The sequence below is a fragment of the Bradyrhizobium sp. Kon10 genome (assembly GCF_055807395.1).
In genome coordinates, this window is record NZ_JBVVOZ010000005.1 from 17741 (window position 1) to 36200 (window position 18460).

Here is an 18460-nt window from a genome sequence, read left to right on the forward strand (position 1 = left end):
GCCCGGCCATTGCCTCGGTGACACGCGCTACGCCTTCTCCTCCCAGATCATCGCCAGGTGCACGATGGTCTGGACCGCCTTCTCCATGTCCTGCCGGCTGACCCATTCGAGGCGCGAGTGGAAGGCGTGTTCGCCGGCAAAGATGTTGGGGCAGGGCAGACCCATGAAGGACAGGCGCGAGCCGTCGGTGCCGCCGCGGATCGCGGTACGCATCGGGCGGAGACCCGCGCGGCGGATCGCCTCAATGGCATATTCGAGGATGTGCGGGTGACGGTCGATCACCTGCTTCATGTTGCGGTACTGCTCCCTGACCTCGAACTTGTAGCTCGAGCGCGGGTAGTCCTTCATCACGTCCTTGACGATGTCCTCGAGCAGGATCTCCTTCTCCTTCAGCCCTTCCTCGGTGAAGTCGCGGACGATGAAGGAGAGTGTCGCCTGCTCCAGCGCGCCCTCGATGCCGACCGGATGCAGGAAGCCCTGCTTGCCTGAGGTCGTCTCCGGCGAGCAGCCTTCCTTGGGCAGGCGCTCAACGATGGCGGCGGCAATCTTGATCGCGTGCTCCATCTTGCCCTTGGCGTAGCCGGGATGGGCACTGACGCCGTTGATGGTGATGGTGGCGCCATCGGCCGAGAACGTCTCGTCCTCGACGCTGCCCGCGCTCTCGCCGTCCATGGTGTAGCCGAAGTCGGCGCCGAGCTTCTTGATGTCGACATTGTCGACGCCGCGGCCGATCTCTTCGTCGGGCGTGAACAGCATCTTGATGGTGCCGTGCTTGACGTCTGGATTGTTGATGAAGAAATGCGCGGCATCCATGATCTCGGCGACACCGGCCTTGTTGTCGGCGCCCAGCAGCGTGGTGCCGTCCGAGGTGATGATGTCGTTGCCGATCTGGTTCTTCAGCGCGGGATGCTCGGCAAAGCGGATCAACTGGCTGGTGTCGCCCGGCAGTGCGATGTCGCCGCCGCGATAGTTCTGCACGACCTGCGGCTTGACGTCCTTGCCGGTGACGTCGGGCGAGGTGTCCATATGCGAGCAGAAGCAGATCACCGGCACCTTCTTCGTGGTGTTGGCCGGGATCGTTCCGTAGACGTAGCCGTAGTCGTCGAGATGGGCATCCGCGATACCGATGGCCTTGAGCTCGGCCACGAGCACGCGGCCGAGATCCTTCTGCTTCTCGGTCGAGGGCGAGGCCGGCGATTCCGGATCGGACTGGGTGTCGATGGTGACGTAGCGCAGGAAGCGCTCGGTCACCGTATGCGTGAAGGCGAGGGAGGACATTTCTGGTCAAACCGCCGAGGTCAGGGGGAGCAAGCGGTATACCAGAAAAGAGGGCCAGGTTGCGGCCGCAACGACGCCTGATCCGGCTTAAAGAACGCAGCGCTCAGATCGCTTCCTTGAGTTCCTTCACCGGGCGGAACGCGACCTTCTTGCTGGCCTTGATGTGAATCGGCTCGCCGGTGGCCGGATTGCGGCCGGTGCGGGCGGCGCGCCTGCGGACCTGGAGGATGCCGAGCCCCACGATGCGGACGCGGTCGCCCTTCTTGAGATGCTTGGTGATCAGGTCGATCGTCTCGGTCAGGACGGCCTCGGCGCGCTTCTTCGAGAGGTCCTGGCTCTCCGCAATGTCGGCCGCCAGATGCTTGAGCGTGATGGTGGCTGGAGCGGCTGCCTTCTTCGCCATGCTGTCTGGCTCCTCCATGGTCGCAGGGAGCGCGCAAGGCTCCGAATCCGCAAGTCCGGCAGGCCTAGACGATTCGGGCTGGGACTGACTACGCCAGCCCTCCGGCGACGCCGATCGGAGCAGCCGAATCCGGCCGTTCTTGCCGGAGACAGGGAGCGGAAACACCGCGATCTGGCGAGACGCCGCCGATCAGGCTGAGGATATTCCGGTAAGATCTTGGGGTTGCTGCCAAAAATGGCGCGAGAGACGGGGCTCGAACCCGCGACCTCCGGCGTGACAGGCCGGCGCTCTAACCAACTGAGCTACTCCCGCGTGGCTCGCTGAAAGCGCGCGGAACGAGGGGGGACTTAAAGGGGGGACATGGTGAAGTCAAGGACGTTGCGCTTTGCTGGCGCGGCCCGGCTAAGTATGGCTCCGGAAAACGAAAAGGCCGCCCGAGGGCGGCCATCGGTCTTCCCGGAATGGGGCCTTGTCAGCGAACCGCCGAAGTGCCCGCGCTGGTGATCACCACCGGCTTGCCGGCCTTGATCACATGGGTGGACTGGGCGGTCTGGCTGTAATCGGCGTTGGTGCGGGCTGCGATGCCGAAGGCGGCTACTGCGATGCCGGCCACCAGCGCCACAACCACGATCTTCATATGGGTACCACGATCAGCAGAGTGAATTGAGTGGTTCATCTGAGCCTCCCGACGGGCTTTGCCGCCGTCTGTTGGCTCTTTTCTAGAGATCATCTGTTTCGGGATGGTTTCGCGGGTTCCGCAAAATGGTTTCATCTGGCCGTTTGGTTGGTTTCGCCCCGGGGCGGCTGAAAGGCCTTGAGCGATCTTACCTGGCGCGTAATCGCGCAGGTGCCCCCGCCTTGTCATGATCGCTTCCATCGGCCGCGAACGATGGCCCGATCCGGCAAGGGAGAAGCCCCATGAATCGTCCAACCGTCCTCGAAGCCACGTTGTTTGGAGGCGCGCTTGCGGCGTCATCGGCCGCGAACGCCCCGGTGGCAGCGGTCCAGCAGGCTCCGCGGTCGCCCTATGTGACTGCCAGGGATGGCACCAGGCTGTTCGTGCAGGATTGGGGCAGCGGGCGCCCGGTGCTGCTGCTGTCCGCCTGGACCTTCGACGCCAGCACCTGGGGCAACCATATCGCCGCGCTCAATGCCAAAGGCTTCCGTTGCGTTGCGCCCGACAGGCGCGGGCACGGGCGGTCCGAGATGCCGTCCACCGGCTACGACCTCGACACCCTGACCGACGACCTGGCCGCATTGATCGAGGCGCGCGACCTGCGAGACGTGACGCTGGTCGGCTTCTCGATGGGGTCGGTCGAGGCGGTGAACTATCTGGCGCGATACGGATCGGACCGGATCGCAAGGCTCGTGCTGGTCGCGCCGACGACGCCGTTCCTGGTCAAGACCGACGACAACCCGGATGCAATTCCGAGGGCCATGATCGAGGCCGAGCAAGCGACCATCGCGCGCGACTTCGCGAAATGGATTGCGGCGAACGAAGCACCGTTCTTCACCGCGGAGACGCCCGAGATCACACGGACCTGGATCCGCCAGATGATGCTGAGCGTGCCGCTGCCGGTCGCACTGGCGTGCCGCCAGCCCATCTCGTTTTCCGATCTGCGCATGGCGGCCGCCGGGATTGATCGTCCGACGCTGATCCTTCATGGCGACAAAGATGCCAGCGCGCCGCTGCCGCTCACGGGTGCCAAGACCGCCAAACTGATCAAGGGCAGCAAGCTGATCGTTTACGAAGGCGGGCCGCATCCGTTGCCGCTGACGCATGGCGAGCGCCTGCTTGCGGACATGCTCGCCTTCATGAGCGACTGACTTATTGTTTGAGCATGATCTCTTCGGAAAACCGCAGCACACTTTTCCGGATCATGCTCAGCTCGCCCGTGTGATGTCAGCCCGGATGGTTCGCGCCGCCCACACGAAGAGAATGGCGCCGAGCGTCGTCGTGATCGCCGCCGAGAGCAGCGAATAGCGCACGGCGTCGGCGCCAAAACTGCCTTTCAGGGCGTCGTTGACCACGCCGACCGCGAGCGGGCCGACGCCCTGGCCGAAGCAGGTCGCGGTCAGCGCGATCAGCGCGGAGGCCAGCGCCCGCATGCTGGGCTTTGCCACCGTCTGCGCGATCGCGAAGATCGGCCCGAGGTGGAAGCCGACCAGGAACGAGGTCAGCGCCAGCATGGCGACCATCATGGCGAAATCCTGCGTCAGCATGCACACGGCAAACACCGGACCGGCGAGGCCTGATGTGATCGCCGGCGCCCACAGCTTCCAGCGGTCGTCGCGACGGCTGATCCTGGCCACCACGAAGCCGCCGAGCAGGGTGCCGGCCATGCCGGCGAGCCCCTTGAACGTGCCGGCATAGGTGCCGATCTCGGCGCTCGACAGATGGTGCACGCGGGCGAGGAACGGCGGGATCCAGGCTGAGGTCGCGTAATTGGTATACGTCGTCAGGCAGAAGCCGATCAGCACGATGACAAAACTCTGCTGCGAGGCGAGGAAGCGCAGCGTCGGTCCGAGCGGTTCGGGCACGAAATTCTCCCGCATGGCGCCGCGCTTCGGCTCGGAGACCGTCAGCCACAGGATCAGCGCGAGCAGGATGCCGGGCACGCCCGCGACATAGAACGCCATCCGCCAGCCATAGTGCTGGTTGACGTAACCGCCGACGAAATAGCCGAGGAAAACGCCGAGATAAGTGCCGACGGCGTAGATGCCGAGCGCGCGCGGGCGCTCGTTCTTGGCGAAGAGATCGGCGACGATGGATTGCGAGGCGGGGGAGCCGGCGGATTCGCCGATGCCGACGCCGATCCTGGCGAACGCCAGCGCGGTCACGCTCGACGCCATGCCGCATAGCGCCGTCATCGCGCTCCAGAACGCGAACGCCATTGCCACGATGTTGCGCCGATTGAATCGGTCGGCCACGCGCGCGATGGGGATGCCGAGCAGGGAGTAGAACAGCGCGAAGCCGAAGCCTGCGAGCAGGCCCATCATGGTGTCGCTGAGCGCAAACTCCTTCTTGATCGGCTCGATCAGGACATTGAAGATCGTGCGGTCGAGGAAGTTCAGGGCATAGATGATGGTGAGCAGGCCGAGCACGTAGTAGCGCCGCGCCGACGGCTCTGCCGCGGCGGCCGTTTGCACCGGCATTTGTGACGCCACATCGACCATTGCTTCCCCCAACGTGTCCTGTTGTTGTCACTGGTCCAGCCCTTGTGGGGCTTGTCAGCCTTCGCGGATGTAGTTCCCCGCTTCGAACGCGACCGGCGGCGCGCCGGCATCGAACGACACGCCGACGGGGTGGCGGCCGTCGGCGATTGCCTCCAGTTGCTCGCCCAGCATCCGCCGGATCATCAGGATGCCGCGATCGCTCTGGCCAAAATGCTCCTCGGAATGGAGCGTCTGCGCGCCCTGGCCGACCTGGGCCTCGTAGTCGCCGGGGAATTGCTGGTGCTCGGCCTCAGTCATGTCCCACCAGAACTTTCCGTTGAACTTCGAGCGCATGCGGCCGATGTCACCGGAAGTCTTGACGCGGCCGGCGACGTAGATGCGGAACGACGTATCGTCGATCGGCAGCGTCCAGCCGATCGACTCGACCCGGGCGAACTGCGCCACGCGCGGGTTCGGCACGACGCGCAAGGTGGGCAGCGCGGCTTCAGTGACGCGGTAAAACACCTTGCCGTCGTCCTGCTTGCGGATCGAGCGGACGGCGATCCCGCGCGGTGTTTTGTCGAATATCACCTCGGGCATCGAAGCCATCATGTTGGTGAATTGCGGGCCCGAAAACGAGCCGTGCAGGACAGGCACGTGATAGGGATCGACCACGTTTTCGAAATGCTGGAGCCAGTTGCAGGGGATGATCGCAGGGCCGCCGCCGCCGATCGATGAATCATCGGCGTCGACGAACTCGCCGTCGTCCATGGTCTCCAGGCATTCGTAGCGCGGCAGCACCGGGCGTTTCTCGGCCGGGCCCATATAGGCGAAAATCAGGCCGTAGCGCTCTTCGATCGGATACCAGGGCTGGCGCACCTTGTCCTTGAACGGGCCGCCATCGGGCTCGCACGGCTGCTCCAGGCAGTGACCCTCGGTGTCGAACTTCCAGCCGTGATAGCAGCAGCGGATGCCGTCCTCTTCGACCTTGCCGTAATAAAGCGTGGTGCCGCGGTGGCAGCAGCGCGCGTGCAACAGGCCGGCGCGGCCGCGCTTGTCGCGGAACAGGATCAGATCCTCGCCGAGCGCGCGCACCTTTTTCGGCGTGTCGGTGGCGTCGCTCACAAGCCCGACTGGATGCCAGTAGCGGCGGAGCAGCTCGCCCATCGGCGTGCCGCGCACCACCGCAGTGAGCTCGGTGCGCGTATGCGCCGGCTTCATCGCATAGGCGGTGCCGAGATCGAGATCCCGCTGGGTGACGCTCATGCTGATCCTCCCGCCGCAGGCCTTGGATGGCCCGGGTCGCTTATTCATCTGTTGACCCAGTGAAATATAGATCGTTGATAATGTCAACGATGTCGGTATAGCTCTTCATTTGGACGACCGGACGGGCTGCGGCGCGCGGGCTTGGCAGGCCACGGCATTCTTGGCAGAGGTGGGCCATGAGCGAGACACAGAGCAGGGATGGGCGCACGTCGCCCGAGGCCGACGACAGCGGGTCGCCCGCGCCGATCACCCTGATGCTGTCGTCGCGGCTGATGGTGCTTGCCAATCTGCTCAAGCGCGGCGCCATCCTGCGCTACAAACGTCTCGCCGGATTGTCCTCGGTCGAGTTCGGTCTGGTCGCTTCGCTCGGCCGCCGACCGCCGATGAGCGTGGCGCGGCTCGCCGAAGCCGTCGGCCAGGACAAGGGACAGATCAGCCGCGCGCTGGCTGGGCTGGTCTCGCGCAAGCTGATTGCGAAGTCAGAGAACCCAAGGGACTGCCGCGAGGTGCTGGTGTCGCTGACACAGGCCGGGCTCGCCGCGCATGATGCGATCGTCGAAGGTGCGCAGGAGCGCAATCGGTTGCTGCTGGAACAACTGAGCGATGACGAGTTGGATAGATTGCTTGCGCAGATCGAGCGTCTCACCGCGACGGCAGAGGCGATGCTCGAAGCGGAGAAAGCTCCGCGCTGATCTGTTGGCAATCTGCGGAAAGGTGGATCGAGCTTCCGATCGACAGCGGTTTATATTCGGGCAGGCTTCGACGGAAGCGAGCCAGCACTGACGCATTCGCCACACGAGCCCCGGTGCCGTCCTGATGCATGGCTGGTCCGATCCATCGCGCCTGTGGATAGATGTCTGTGCTGCACCTGTCCTGCCGGCGGCTGCGTGACGGTGGGCGCGCCTGTCATCATTGTAATCTGGACTTTGCTGCGTCGCGGCCTAGATAAAGTGAGCTTCTCAAAACGTGGATATTGCGGCCAAGCGCGCCTGGACTGATCGGGGTCGCCCTTGCTGGGGCGATCGATCTGCTCCATACCAGCCGCGGGGCGATTCCGGGATTTCTACCGTTCTGGGGGCGGCAAGGGCCTGAAAATAGCGTGTCTTGCGCCCATTGGTGCACTGCGCTAAGGCTCAGAACAATTCCAAACTGGACGAATCCGTGGCTGTCCCGAGGTCGCGGGAAAAAGGGCTCGCCAATGAGCGGCATTCTGCAGAACTATCTTCCTCTCGTGGTCTTTATAGGGGTGGCAGGGCTCATCGGCCTCGTGCTGCTGATCGCGCCCTTCGTCGTCGCCTTCCAGCAGCCGGACCCGGAAAAACTGTCGGCGTATGAGTGCGGTTTCAACGCCTTCGACGACGCCCGCATGAAGTTCGACGTTCGCTTCTACCTGGTCGCTATTCTCTTCATCATCTTCGACCTCGAAGTGGCGTTCCTGTTTCCGTGGGCGGTGGCGTTCGGCAAGCTTGGTGCGACCGGGTTCTGGTCCATGGTGGTGTTCCTCGCCGTGCTGACGGTCGGGTTCGCCTATGAATGGAAGAAAGGGGCACTCGAATGGGATTGAACCCAGCGCCGTCCGCCGGTCCGGTTCTCGCGCCGGCTCCCAAAGGCATCCTCGATCCGTCGACCGGCAAGCCGGTCGGGGCCAATGACCCGTTCTTCCTCGAGGTCAACTCCGAGCTGTCCGACAAGGGCTTCTTCGTGGCCGCGACCGACGACCTCATCACCTGGGCGCGCACCGGTTCCCTGATGTGGATGACCTTCGGCCTGGCCTGCTGCGCGGTCGAGATGATGCAGATGTCGATGCCGCGCTACGACGTCGAGCGCTTCGGCTTCGCGCCGCGCGCCTCGCCGCGCCAGTCCGACGTGATGATCGTCGCGGGCACGCTGACCAACAAGATGGCGCCGGCGCTGCGCAAGGTCTACGACCAGATGCCGGAGCCGCGCTACGTCATCTCGATGGGCTCCTGCGCCAATGGCGGCGGCTACTACCACTATTCCTACTCGGTCGTGCGCGGCTGCGACCGCATCGTTCCGATCGACATCTATGTGCCGGGCTGCCCGCCCACCGCGGAAGCGCTGCTCTACGGCGTGCTGCTGCTTCAGAAGAAGATCCGGCGCACCGGCACCATCGAACGCTAAGGTTTTACGTCATGGACGATGGCAAGCTCGACGCCTTGGGGCAAACGATCGTGAGCGCGCTTCCGGGCGCCGCCACCGGTCACAGCGTGGCCTTCAACCAGCTCACGGTCGATGTCGAGGCCAGCAAGATCGTCGAGGTGGTCAAGTACCTGCGCGACGATGCGAATTGCCGCTTCATCAGCTTCACCGACATCACGGCGGTGGATTATCCGGACCGCGAGAAGCGTTTCGACGTGATCTATCATTTTCTGTCGCCGACGCTGAACACGCGGATCCGGCTCAGGGCCCAGGCCGACGAGACCACGCAGGTGCCGTCGCTGATCGAGGTGTTTCCCGGCGCCGACTGGTTCGAGCGCGAGGCCTATGACCTCTACGGCGTGATCTTCGTCGGTCATCCCGACATGCGCCGCATCCTCACCGATTACGGCTTCGAGGGTCATCCGCTGCGCAAGGACTTTCCGCTCACCGGCTTCGTCGAGGTCCGCTACGACGACCAGGAGAAGCGCGTCGTGTACGAGCCGGTCCGGCTCAACCAGGAATTCCGCAAGTTCGATTTCCTCTCGCCATGGGAAGGCGCTGACTATCCGCTCCCCGGTGACGAGAAGGCGGGGCCGAAGGTCTGACCATGAACGAGCAACCCGAAAACCTTCGCAACTTCACCATCAATTTTGGTCCGCAGCATCCGGCGGCGCACGGCGTGCTGCGCCTGGTGCTGGAGCTCGACGGCGAAGTGGTCGCGCGCGTCGATCCCCATATCGGCCTGCTTCATCGTGGCACCGAGAAGCTGATCGAGGCGAAAACGTACCTGCAGGCGGTGCCGTATTTCGATCGGCTGGACTACGTTGCGCCCCTAACCCAGGAGCACGCGTTCTGTCTCGCGATCGAGAAGCTGCTCGGCATCGAAGTGCCGCGCCGGGGACAGCTGATCCGCGTGCTCTACCATGAGATCAGCCGCATTCTCTCGCACCTCCTCAACGTCACCACGCAGGCGATGGACGTCGGCGCGCTGACCCCGCCGCTGTGGGGTTTCGAGGAACGCGAGAAGCTGATGGTGTTCTACGAGCGCGCCTCCGGCAGCCGCATGCATGCGAATTATTACCGGCCCGGCGGCGTGCATCAGGATCTGCCGCCGAAGCTGATCGACGACATCGAGGCCTGGTGCGATCCGTTCCTGAAGGTGGTCGACGATCTCGACCGGCTGCTCACGAACAACCGCATCTTCAAGCAGCGCAATGTCGATATCGGCGTGGTGCCGCTGAGCGAAGCCTGGGCGTGGGGTTTTTCGGGCGTGATGGTGCGCGGCTCCGGCGCCGCCTGGGACCTGCGCAAGGCGCAGCCCTACGATTGCTACGCCGAAATGGACTTCGATATTCCCATCGGCAAGAACGGCGACTGCTACGATCGGTACCTGATCCGCATGGAAGAGATGCGTCAGTCCGTCCGCATCATGAAGCAGTGCATCCAGAAGCTGAAATCGGCCGACGGGCAGGGCCCGGTGCTGGTCCAGGACAACAAGATATCGCCACCCCGGCGCGGCGAGATGAAGCGCTCGATGGAAGCGTTGATCCATCACTTCAAGCTCTACACCGAAGGCTTCCACGTCCCGGCCGGCGAAGTCTATGCCGCGGTCGAAGCGCCCAAGGGCGAGTTCGGCGTCTATCTCGTCTCCGACGGCACCAACAAACCCTACAAATGCAAGATCCGCTCGCCCGGCTTTGCCCATCTCCAGGCGATGGACCACATCTGCAAGGGCCATCTGCTCGCCGACGTCTCCGCGATCCTGGGTTCGCTCGACATCGTATTCGGAGAGGTCGATCGGTGATGGCGCAGGCGCCGATCCAGTTTGACCGTGCCTCGGGGGCCCTCGAAGGGGCCAACCTGTGGGAGCGGACGGCTGCCTTGGCGCTGGTGACGGGATCGAAGATCTCGTCGCACTTCTCGCATATGGGCTACATCGCCTGCGCCAATCTGCTGCGCAAGACGCTTCCCGAGCGCAACATCGCGATCAAGCTCAATCCCGACGCCGTGTTCGAATTCCCCTACGGCGACGGTTATTGGAGCAAGCTGCTCAACCGCGCCTATCATTACGAAGACGAGCTGGAGCTGCTGTTCGCAGACTCCATCGACGTCGATTACACGCTGCTCGATTGCGGCGCCAATTACGGCTACTGGTCGGTGCTGATCTCGAGCAAGCCGTTCGGCTCGCACAAGGCGATCGCGATCGAGCCGTCGGGGCAGAACTACCCGAAGCTTGCCAACAATGCGCGCGTCAACGGCAACCGCTTCGAGGCCCTGAAATGCGCGATCGGCGCGGCCCGCGGCACCGCGCGGCTGTCCGGCACCAAGCACGAGGCCTTCAGCATCGCCGGCAATCCGTCTGATGGCGGCGAGGACGTGACGGTCATCGCGCTCGATAATCTCATCGACGACGGCAAGGTCGCCGCCAACGGCAAATATCTGATCAAGCTCGACGTCGAGGGCGTCGAGATCGAGGCGATCAAGGGCGGCGCCCGGCTGCTTCAGGCCGACAGCGTCATCATGTGCGAGGAGCATGGCAGCGACCGCTCGCACGCGGTGTCGCGCTACATCCTCGAGCAGACCCCGCTGAAGCTGATCGTGCTCGATCCGCTCACCAACCGGCTCGAGACCGTGAGCGATCTGTCGATCCTCGACCGCATCAAGGTTTCGACCCACGTCGGCTACAACGTCTTCGGCACCGCAAGCGCATTCTGGCAGGACAGGATCAATGCCCTGAATGCGAAAACCGCGCGCCGTATGCAGTGAGAGAATAAGCGATGTCCGTCCGCCGATTAGCACCGAAGGAAGTCCAGCCCGCGAGCTTTGCGTTCACGGACGAGAACCTTGCGTTCGCGAAACAGCAGATCGCGAAATATCCGGCGGGGCGCCAGGCCTCCGCGGTCATCGCGATCCTCTGGCGCGCGCAGGAGCAGCACGAGGGCTGGGTGTCCGAAGCCGCGATCCGCGTCGTCGCCGACATGCTCGACATGCCCTATATCCGCGTGCTCGAGGTCGCGACCTTCTACACGATGTTCCAGCTCGCACCCGTCGGCAAGAAGGCCCATGTGCAGGTCTGCGGCACCACGCCGTGCCGGCTGCGCGGCGCCGAGGATTTGATCCATGTCTGCGAGAGCCGGATCCATCACGATCCCTTCCATCTCTCCAAGGACGGCAATTTCAGCTGGGAAGAGGTGGAGTGCCTTGGCGCCTGCGTGAACGCGCCGATGGTGCTGATCGGCAAGGACACCTATGAGGACCTGACCAAGGAAACCTTTGGCAAGGTGCTCGACGGCTTTGCCTCCGGCAATCCGCCCAAGCCCGGTCCGCAGAACGGCCGCCAGTTCTCGGCGCCGATCAACGGGCCGACGACGCTGAAGGAGGTTTCCTGATGCGTGATCTCGCGACGCCGGCAAGGGGAGGGAACGAGGCCGTGAACAAATGGGGCTTCGTCGCCATGCACGCCGCGGGGGCGGCTGCTTTCATGTTTCTGATTCAGCGCTTCATGATGAGCGCGTCGCAGGAAACCAGTCTGCTCTGGGCGCTGACCTTCGCCGTCTGCGCCGCCGGGCTTGCCTACAAGCAAGCCAACCGTTGATGGGAAAGCACTGATATGCTCGAGGACAAGGACCGCATCTTCAAGAACCTCTACGGCCTCCACGATTGGGGCCTCGAGGGTGCGCGGCGCCGCGGCGCCTGGGATGGCACCAAGGGTATCATCGAGAAGGGTCGCGACTGGATCATCAACGAGATGAAGGCGTCGGGCCTGCGCGGCCGCGGCGGCGCCGGATTCCCGACCGGCCTGAAATGGTCGTTCATGCCGAAGGAATCGACCGACGGCCGCCCGAGCTATCTCGTGGTCAACGCCGACGAGTCCGAGCCCGGGACCTGCAAGGATCGCGAGATCATGCGGCACGATCCGCATCTGCTGATCGAGGGCTGCCTGATCGCGAGCTGCGCGATGAACGCGCATGCCTGCTACATCTATGTCCGCGGCGAGTTCATCCGCGAGCGCGAACATCTCCAGGCCGCGATCGACCAGGCCTATGAGGCCAAGCTGGTCGGCAAGGACAACGTCAACGGCTGGCCGTTCGACATCTATGTCGCGCACGGCGCCGGCGCCTATATCTGCGGCGAGGAGACCGCGCTGCTCGAAAGCCTCGAAGGCAAGAAGGGCCAGCCGCGGCTGAAGCCGCCGTTCCCGGCCAATGTCGGCCTGTACGGCTGCCCGACCACCGTCAACAACGTCGAGTCGATCGCGGTCGCGCCGGACATCCTGCGCCGTGGCGCGGCCTGGTTCGCCGGCATCGGCCGTCCCAACAATGTCGGTACCAAGCTGTTCTGCATCTCCGGCCATGTCGAGCGCCCCTGCAACGTCGAAGAAGCCATGGGCATCCCGTTCCGTGAGCTGATCGAGAAGCATTGCGGCGGCGTCCGCGGCGGCTGGGATAATCTGAAGGCCGTGATCCCCGGCGGCTCCTCGGTGCGCATGGTGCCGGCCGAGCAGATCATCGACACCCCGATGGATTTTGACAGCCTGAGCAAGCTGCGCTCGGGTCTCGGCACCGCGGCCGTGATCGTGATGGACAAGTCGACCGACCTGATCCGCGCCATCGCCCGCATTTCCTATTTCTACAAGCACGAGAGCTGCGGCCAGTGCACGCCGTGCCGCGAGGGCACGGGGTGGATGTGGCGCGTCCTGACCCGCATGGCGGAAGGCCGCGCTCACAAGCGCGAAATCGACATGCTGCTCGAGGTGACAAAGCAGGTCGAAGGCCACACCATCTGCGCGCTGGGCGACGCTGCCGCCTGGCCGATCCAGGGCCTGATCGCGCATTTCCGTCACGAGATCGAAGCGCGCATCGACGAATATTCGCACAAGGCAGACATCGACGATGCCGGCGTCCGCGATCCCGTGAACATGGCCGCGGCGGAGTGATAGCGATGTCGCAGCCGAGCTCCTGGTGGCAGAGATACGGAACGCTGGCGCAGATGGCGCAGGCGAGCGTCGCGCTGCTCGGCTTCGTTGCGATCCTGTTCCAGATCAACGAGATACGCACCGGCAACCGCGCCGCCAGCGCGCGGCAAGCGTTTCTCAGCTACACCGACCTGGCGTTCAAGAATCCGAAGTTTGCGCAGCCGGATTACGAGAAGATCAAGGCGAGCAGCCGCGACGAGCAGGTTCAGTACGAGAGCTTCGTCACCTATTTGCTCTACGCCTGCGAGGAAGCGATCAGCGCGTTCTCGGGAAAGCGCGAGTGGCTGGCGTCCTGCGACTATGACCTGAAGCCGCATCTGCCGTTCCTGTGCGAGATGAGCGCTGCGCAGCCGGCCTACCTGTCCACCTACGGCACCGAGACCCAGCAATGGATCAAGGCCTCGCTGAAGACCGCCAGCATTACACCGCCAGATTGCAAGCTGGGAAAGACTTGAGACCGCAATGACCAAACTCATCATCGACGGCAAAGAGATCGATGTCCCCGCGGAGTACACGCTGCTGCAGGCGTGCGAAGCCGCCGGCGCCGAGATTCCGCGCTTCTGCTACCACGAGCGGCTGTCGATCGCCGGCAATTGCCGGATGTGCCTGGTCGAAGTGAAGGGCGGGCCGAAGCCGGTCGCGAGCTGCGCCTGGGGCGTGCGCGATTGCCGTCCGGGCCCCAAGGGCGAGCCGCCGGAGATCTCCACGCGTTCGCCGATGGTGAAGAAGGCGCGCGAAGGCGTGATGGAATTCCTTCTGATCAACCATCCGCTGGATTGCCCGATTTGCGACCAGGGCGGCGAGTGCGACCTGCAGGACCAGGCGATGGGCTATGGTGTCGACACCAGCCGCTTCGCCGAGAACAAGCGCGCGGTCGAGGACAAATATCTCGGCGCGCTGGTCAAGACCTCGATGAACCGCTGCATCCAGTGCACGCGCTGCGTCCGCTTCTCGGCGGAAGTCGCCGGTGCCCCCGAGATGGGTGCGACCGGCCGCGGCGAGGACATGGAGATCACGACCTATCTCGAACACGCGCTGACCTCGGAATTGCAGGGCAATCTGGTCGACATCTGCCCGGTCGGTGCGCTGACCTCGAAGCCCTATGCCTTCGCGGCGCGGCCCTGGGAGCTCGGCAAGACCCAGTCGATCGACGTCATGGACGGCGTCGGATCCGCGATCCGCGTCGACACCCGCGGCCGCGAGGTGATGCGCGTCCTGCCGCGCATCAACGAGGCAGTGAACGAGGAGTGGATCTCGGACAAGACCCGCCACGTCGTCGACGGCTTGCGCACTCAACGGCTCGACCGGCCCTATATCCGCGAAGCCGGCAAGCTGCGCGCGGCGAGCTGGCCCGAGGCCTTTGCCGCGATCGCCGCCAAGGCGGCACGCACCGACGGCAAGCGGATCGGCGCGATCGCCGGTGATCTCGCCGGCGTCGAAGAGATGTTCGCGCTGAAGGATCTGCTCGCGAAGTTCGGCTCGGCCAATCTAGCGGTGCAGGGCGGCGACGCCTTCGATCCCGCGCTTGGCCGCGGTTCCTACATCTTCAATCCGACGCTTGTGGGCGTCGAGCAGGCGGATGCGCTGCTCATCATTGGCGCCAATCCGCGCAAGGAAGCGGCGGTGTTCAACGCCCGCATCCGCAAGCGCTGGCGCACCGGCGGCTTCAAGGTCGGCGTGATCGGCGCCAAGCCCGATTTGACCTATGACTACGATCATCTCGGCGCGGGCACCGAAACGCTCGGTGAGCTCGCGGCCGGCAAGCACTCCTTCATGGACGTGCTCAAGAACGCCAAGAATCCGATCATCCTGGTCGGCGCGGGCGCGGCCTCGCGTCACGACGGCGCCGCCGTTTTGGCTGCCGCCGCCAAGCTCGCGCTCGATGTCGGCGCGGTGAAGGACGGCTGGAACGGCTTTGGCGTGCTGCACGAGACCGCCTCGCGCGTCGGCGCGCTCGATATCGGCTTTGTCGCGGGGCCCGGCGGGCTGAATGCCGCGCAGATGACGACGTTTGGCACGCTGGATTTGCTGTTCCTGCTCGGCGCCGACGAGATCAAGGCGCCGGACGGCACCTTCGTGGTCTATATCGGCACCCATGGCGATCGCGGCGCCCATCGCGCCGACGTGATCCTGCCGGCGGCGGCCTACACCGAGAAGTCCGCGATCTATGTCAACACCGAGGGCCGCGTGCAGATGACCGGTCGCGCCGCGTTCCCGCCCGGCGAAGCCCGCGAGGACTGGGCGATCATTCGCGCGCTGTCGGAGGCGGTGGGCAAGAAGCTCGGCTATGACTCGCTCGCCGCGCTGCGCCAGGCCATCTTCAAGGCGGTGCCGCATCTGATCCGTCTCGACCAGATCGAGGCCGGCTCCGCCGATCAGATCAAGAAGCTGGCGGGCAAGGGCGGCGCAACGGAGAAGGCGCCGTTCATGCCTCTGATCGAGGACTTCTATTTGACCAACCCAATCGCGCGCGCGTCCGCCGTGATGGCGGAATGCTCGCGGCTTGCCTCCGGGCAGATGCTGACCGCAGCGGAGTGAGGTAATGGAATTCTTCGCAAGCGCATTCTGGACCGGCTTCCTCTGGCCGCTGATCATCATGATCGCGGAGAGCGTGCTGGTGCTCGTCGTCCTCCTGGTCGCGATCGCCTACATCCTGCTCGCCGACCGCAAGATCTGGGCGGCCGTGCAGATCCGCCGCGGCCCGAACGTGGTCGGGCCCTGGGGCCTGTTCCAGTCCTTCGCCGATTTGCTCAAGTTCGTGCTGAAGGAGCCGATCATCCCGTCCGGCGCCAACAAGGGCGTCTTCCTGCTGGCTCCCCTGGTATCCTGCGTGCTCGCTCTGGCCGCCTGGGCAGTGATCCCGACCAATCTCGGCTGGGTGATCTCCGACATCAATGTCGGCATCCTCTTCATCTTCGCGATCTCGTCGCTGTCGATCTACGGCATCATCATGGCCGGCTGGTCGTCGAACTCGAAATACCCGTTCCTGGCGGCGCTGCGCTCGGCGGCGCAGATGGTGTCCTACGAGGTCTCGATCGGCTTCGTCATCATCACGGTGCTGCTCTGCGCCGGCACGCTGAACCTCTCGGCGGTGGTCGAGGCCCAGCATATCCGCGGCCTTGCCAGCCTGATCGGGCTGCCGCAGCTCACGATCCTGAACTGGTACGTCTGGCCGCTGTTTCCGATGTTCGTGGTGTTCTACGTCTCGGCGCTGGCGGAGACCAACCGTCCGCCGTTCGATCTCGTCGAAGCGGAATCCGAGCTCGTCGCCGGCTTCATGGTCGAATACGGCTCGACGCCGTATCTGCTGTTCATGCTCGGCGAGTATGTCGCGATCGTCACGATGTGCGCGATGGCGACCATCCTGTTCCTCGGAGGCTGGCTGCCGCCGGTGGATCTGCCGCCCTTCAACTGGGTGCCGGGAATCATCTGGTTCTCGCTGAAAGTGTTCTTCATGTTCTTCCTGTTCGCGATGGCAAAGGCGATTGTGCCGCGCTACCGCTACGACCAATTGATGCGCCTCGGCTGGAAGGTGTTCCTGCCGCTGTCGCTGGCGATGGTGGTCGTGGTGGCAGGCGTGCTGCAATTCGCCGGCATCGCGCCGAAGTGAGGACCGTCATGGGTATCAACATCAACGCCACTGCACGCTCGCTTCTGCTGTCGGAGTTCGTCTCGGCGTTCTTCCTCGCCATGCGCTATTTCTTCCAGCCGAAGCCGACGCTGAACTATCCCTTCGAGAAGGGGCCGATCTCGCCGCGCTTCCGCGGCGAGCACGCGCTGCGCCGCTATCCGAACGGCGAAGAGCGCTGCATCGCCTGCAAGCTGTGCGAAGCGGTGTGCCCGGCCCAGGCCATCACCATCGAGGCCGGCCCGCGCCGCAACGACGGCACCCGCCGCACGGTGCGCTACGACATCGACATGGTGAAGTGCATCTATTGCGGCCTGTGCCAGGAGGCCTGTCCGGTCGACGCCATCGTCGAAGGTCCGAACTTCGAGTTTGCGACCGAGACCCGCGAGGAACTGTTCTATGACAAGGCCAAGCTGCTCGCCAACGGCGATCGCTGGGAACGCGAGATCGCAAAAGCGATCGAGCTCGACGCGCCGTACCGGTGAGATGAGAGCATGATCCTTACAACCATTTCCTCGTCATTCCGGGGCGCGCGAAGCGCGAACCCGGAATCTCGCGCCACAATCTCTAGATTCCCCAATGCGCAATTGCGCATTGTGGTTCGCGGGCTTTGCCCGCGCCCCCGAATGACGGGGAATGCCCAATGATCCTTCCCGCGCTGTTCTTCTATCTGTTCGCCGCCGTCTGCGTCGCATCGGCGGTGATGGTGATTGTCTCGCGCAATCCCGTTCACTCCGTGCTGTTCCTGATCCTGGCCTTCGTCAACGCCTCCGGCCTGTTCGTGCTGATGGGCGCCGAATTCCTCGCGATGATCCTGATTGTGGTCTATGTCGGCGCGGTCGCGGTGCTGTTCCTGTTCGTGATCATGATGCTCGACGTCGACTTCCTCGAGCTGCGCGAGGGCTTCATCGAGTACCTGCCGGTCGGCCTCGTGATCGGCGGCATCTTCCTGTTCGAGCTGCTGCTCACCGTCGGCTTCTGGGTCATCAACCCCACCGTGAGCAAGACGATCACGGCGGCGATCCCGACCAACGTCTCCAACACCGAGGCGCTCGGGCTCGTGCTCTATACCAAGTACATCCACTACTTCCAGCTTTCGGGCATGGTGCTGCTGGTCGCGATGATCGGCGCCATCGTGCTGACGCTGCGTCATAAGGCGAGCGTGAAGCGGCAGGACATCAACATTCAGAACGCGCGCACGCCGGAGATGGCGATGGCGATGCGCAAGGTGGCACCGGGGCAGGGGCTTTCGGACGCCGATGCGGCGGAGTGGGTGAAATGACGGTCGGGCTCGGGCACTATCTGGCGGTCGGCGCGATCCTGTTCACGCTCGGGATCCTCGGCATCTTCCTGAACCGCAAGAACATCATCGTTATCCTGATGTCGATCGAGCTGATCTTGCTCTCGGTCAACATCAATCTGGTGGCGTTCTCGACCTTCCTCGGCGACATCGTCGGCCAGGTCTTCGCACTGCTGGTGCTGACCGTCGCTGCCGCCGAAGCCGCGATCGGTCTCGCTATCCTGGTGGTCTATTTCCGCAACCGCGGCTCGATCGCGGTTGAGGACGTCAATCTGATGAAGGGCTGAGCTCAGT

Annotated in this window: 21 protein-coding genes and 1 tRNA gene; 16 read left to right on the plus strand and 6 right to left on the minus strand. The window is 64.1% G+C overall.

Translation table 11 applies throughout. The annotated features are described in order from the left end of the window. Positions 1-27 precede the first annotated feature (27 nt). The 4 genes from pepT to AC0L2O_RS09485 form a co-directional block, all read right to left on the minus strand. A complete protein-coding gene (gene pepT / locus AC0L2O_RS09470; protein WP_473369535.1) occupies positions 28-1278 on the minus strand; it encodes a peptidase T in 1251 nt (416 codons plus the stop codon). Between the two features lie 103 nt (positions 1279-1381). Further along, on the minus strand, positions 1382-1699 hold the full coding sequence (locus tag AC0L2O_RS09475; RefSeq protein WP_369723367.1) for an HU family DNA-binding protein: 318 nt from the start codon (positions 1697-1699) through the stop codon (positions 1382-1384). Between the two features lie 217 nt (positions 1700-1916). Continuing rightward, positions 1917-1993 (minus strand) — tRNA-Asp (locus tag AC0L2O_RS09480). Positions 1994-2153: 160 nt separating this feature from the next. Next, positions 2154-2357, minus strand: coding sequence for a hypothetical protein (locus tag AC0L2O_RS09485; protein ID WP_369726745.1), 204 nt, complete (start codon positions 2355-2357; stop codon positions 2154-2156). 242 nt (positions 2358-2599) lie between these two features. On the opposite strand from AC0L2O_RS09485, the gene AC0L2O_RS09490 reads away from it, so the two are divergent. Then, the gene (locus tag AC0L2O_RS09490; RefSeq protein WP_473369536.1) at positions 2600-3508 is read left to right on the plus strand and encodes an alpha/beta fold hydrolase; all 909 of its coding nucleotides are present in this window, start codon (positions 2600-2602) and stop codon (positions 3506-3508) included. Between the two features lie 57 nt (positions 3509-3565). On the opposite strand, the gene AC0L2O_RS09495 is transcribed toward AC0L2O_RS09490, so the two are convergent. After that, a complete protein-coding gene (locus AC0L2O_RS09495; RefSeq protein ID WP_473369537.1) occupies positions 3566-4858 on the minus strand; it encodes a spinster family MFS transporter in 1293 nt (430 codons plus the stop codon). Positions 4859-4912: 54 nt separating this feature from the next. After that, on the minus strand, positions 4913-6103 hold the full coding sequence (locus AC0L2O_RS09500; protein ID WP_473369538.1) for a Rieske 2Fe-2S domain-containing protein: 1191 nt from the start codon (positions 6101-6103) through the stop codon (positions 4913-4915). Between the two features lie 176 nt (positions 6104-6279). On the opposite strand from AC0L2O_RS09500, the gene AC0L2O_RS09505 reads away from it, so the two are divergent. The 15 genes from AC0L2O_RS09505 (at position 6280) to nuoK (ending at position 18453) form a co-directional block, all read left to right on the plus strand. Further along, on the plus strand, positions 6280-6795 hold the full coding sequence (locus tag AC0L2O_RS09505; protein ID WP_473369539.1) for a MarR family winged helix-turn-helix transcriptional regulator: 516 nt from the start codon (positions 6280-6282) through the stop codon (positions 6793-6795). A gap of 506 nt (positions 6796-7301) precedes the next feature. After that, positions 7302-7667 carry an NADH-quinone oxidoreductase subunit A gene (locus AC0L2O_RS09510; RefSeq protein WP_018320139.1) on the plus strand — a complete coding sequence of 122 codons (366 nt, stop codon included), beginning with the start codon at positions 7302-7304 and terminating at the stop codon, positions 7665-7667. After that, positions 7664-8245 (plus strand): NuoB/complex I 20 kDa subunit family protein, encoded by a 582-nt coding sequence (locus tag AC0L2O_RS09515; RefSeq protein ID WP_369726746.1) that lies wholly within the window; start codon positions 7664-7666, stop codon positions 8243-8245. The genes AC0L2O_RS09510 and AC0L2O_RS09515 overlap by 4 nt, the downstream gene beginning before the upstream one ends. An 11-nt stretch (positions 8246-8256) precedes the next feature. Further along, a complete protein-coding gene (locus AC0L2O_RS09520) occupies positions 8257-8868 on the plus strand; it encodes an NADH-quinone oxidoreductase subunit C (protein ID WP_369723372.1) in 612 nt (203 codons plus the stop codon). A gap of 2 nt (positions 8869-8870) precedes the next feature. Then, a complete protein-coding gene (locus tag AC0L2O_RS09525) occupies positions 8871-10067 on the plus strand; it encodes an NADH-quinone oxidoreductase subunit D (protein ID WP_369723373.1) in 1197 nt (398 codons plus the stop codon). Beyond that, on the plus strand, positions 10067-11029 hold the full coding sequence (locus AC0L2O_RS09530; protein WP_473369540.1) for an FkbM family methyltransferase: 963 nt from the start codon (positions 10067-10069) through the stop codon (positions 11027-11029). Before AC0L2O_RS09525 ends, AC0L2O_RS09530 begins: the two co-directional genes overlap by 1 nt. Positions 11030-11040: 11 nt before the next feature. Then, positions 11041-11652: an NADH-quinone oxidoreductase subunit NuoE gene (nuoE, locus tag AC0L2O_RS09535; RefSeq protein ID WP_369723375.1), complete on the plus strand. Its 612-nt coding sequence runs from the start codon at positions 11041-11043 to the stop codon at positions 11650-11652. Beyond that, positions 11652-11858, plus strand: coding sequence for a hypothetical protein (locus AC0L2O_RS09540; protein WP_369723376.1), 207 nt, complete (start codon positions 11652-11654; stop codon positions 11856-11858). Before nuoE ends, AC0L2O_RS09540 begins: the two co-directional genes overlap by 1 nt. 15 nt (positions 11859-11873) lie before the next feature. Beyond that, a complete protein-coding gene (nuoF, locus tag AC0L2O_RS09545; RefSeq protein WP_369723377.1) occupies positions 11874-13199 on the plus strand; it encodes an NADH-quinone oxidoreductase subunit NuoF in 1326 nt (441 codons plus the stop codon). A gap of 5 nt (positions 13200-13204) precedes the next feature. Then, positions 13205-13693, plus strand: coding sequence for a hypothetical protein (locus tag AC0L2O_RS09550; protein ID WP_473369541.1), 489 nt, complete (start codon positions 13205-13207; stop codon positions 13691-13693). 7 nt (positions 13694-13700) lie between these two features. Further along, entirely contained in the window at positions 13701-15776 is a 2076-nt protein-coding gene (gene nuoG, locus AC0L2O_RS09555) for an NADH-quinone oxidoreductase subunit NuoG (protein WP_473369542.1), read from the plus strand. 4 nt (positions 15777-15780) lie between these two features. After that, positions 15781-16848: an NADH-quinone oxidoreductase subunit NuoH gene (gene nuoH / locus AC0L2O_RS09560; protein ID WP_369723380.1), complete on the plus strand. Its 1068-nt coding sequence runs from the start codon at positions 15781-15783 to the stop codon at positions 16846-16848. A gap of 14 nt (positions 16849-16862) precedes the next feature. Next, the gene (gene nuoI / locus AC0L2O_RS09565; RefSeq protein WP_026232873.1) at positions 16863-17351 is read left to right on the plus strand and encodes an NADH-quinone oxidoreductase subunit NuoI; all 489 of its coding nucleotides are present in this window, start codon (positions 16863-16865) and stop codon (positions 17349-17351) included. Positions 17352-17509: 158 nt separating this feature from the next. Continuing rightward, positions 17510-18148 (plus strand): NADH-quinone oxidoreductase subunit J, encoded by a 639-nt coding sequence (locus tag AC0L2O_RS09570; RefSeq protein ID WP_473369543.1) that lies wholly within the window; start codon positions 17510-17512, stop codon positions 18146-18148. Further along, positions 18145-18453, plus strand: a complete 309-nt coding sequence (nuoK, locus tag AC0L2O_RS09575; protein ID WP_092028826.1) for an NADH-quinone oxidoreductase subunit NuoK — start codon at positions 18145-18147, stop codon at positions 18451-18453. Before AC0L2O_RS09570 ends, nuoK begins: the two co-directional genes overlap by 4 nt. The last annotated feature ends 7 nt before the right edge of the window (positions 18454-18460 follow it).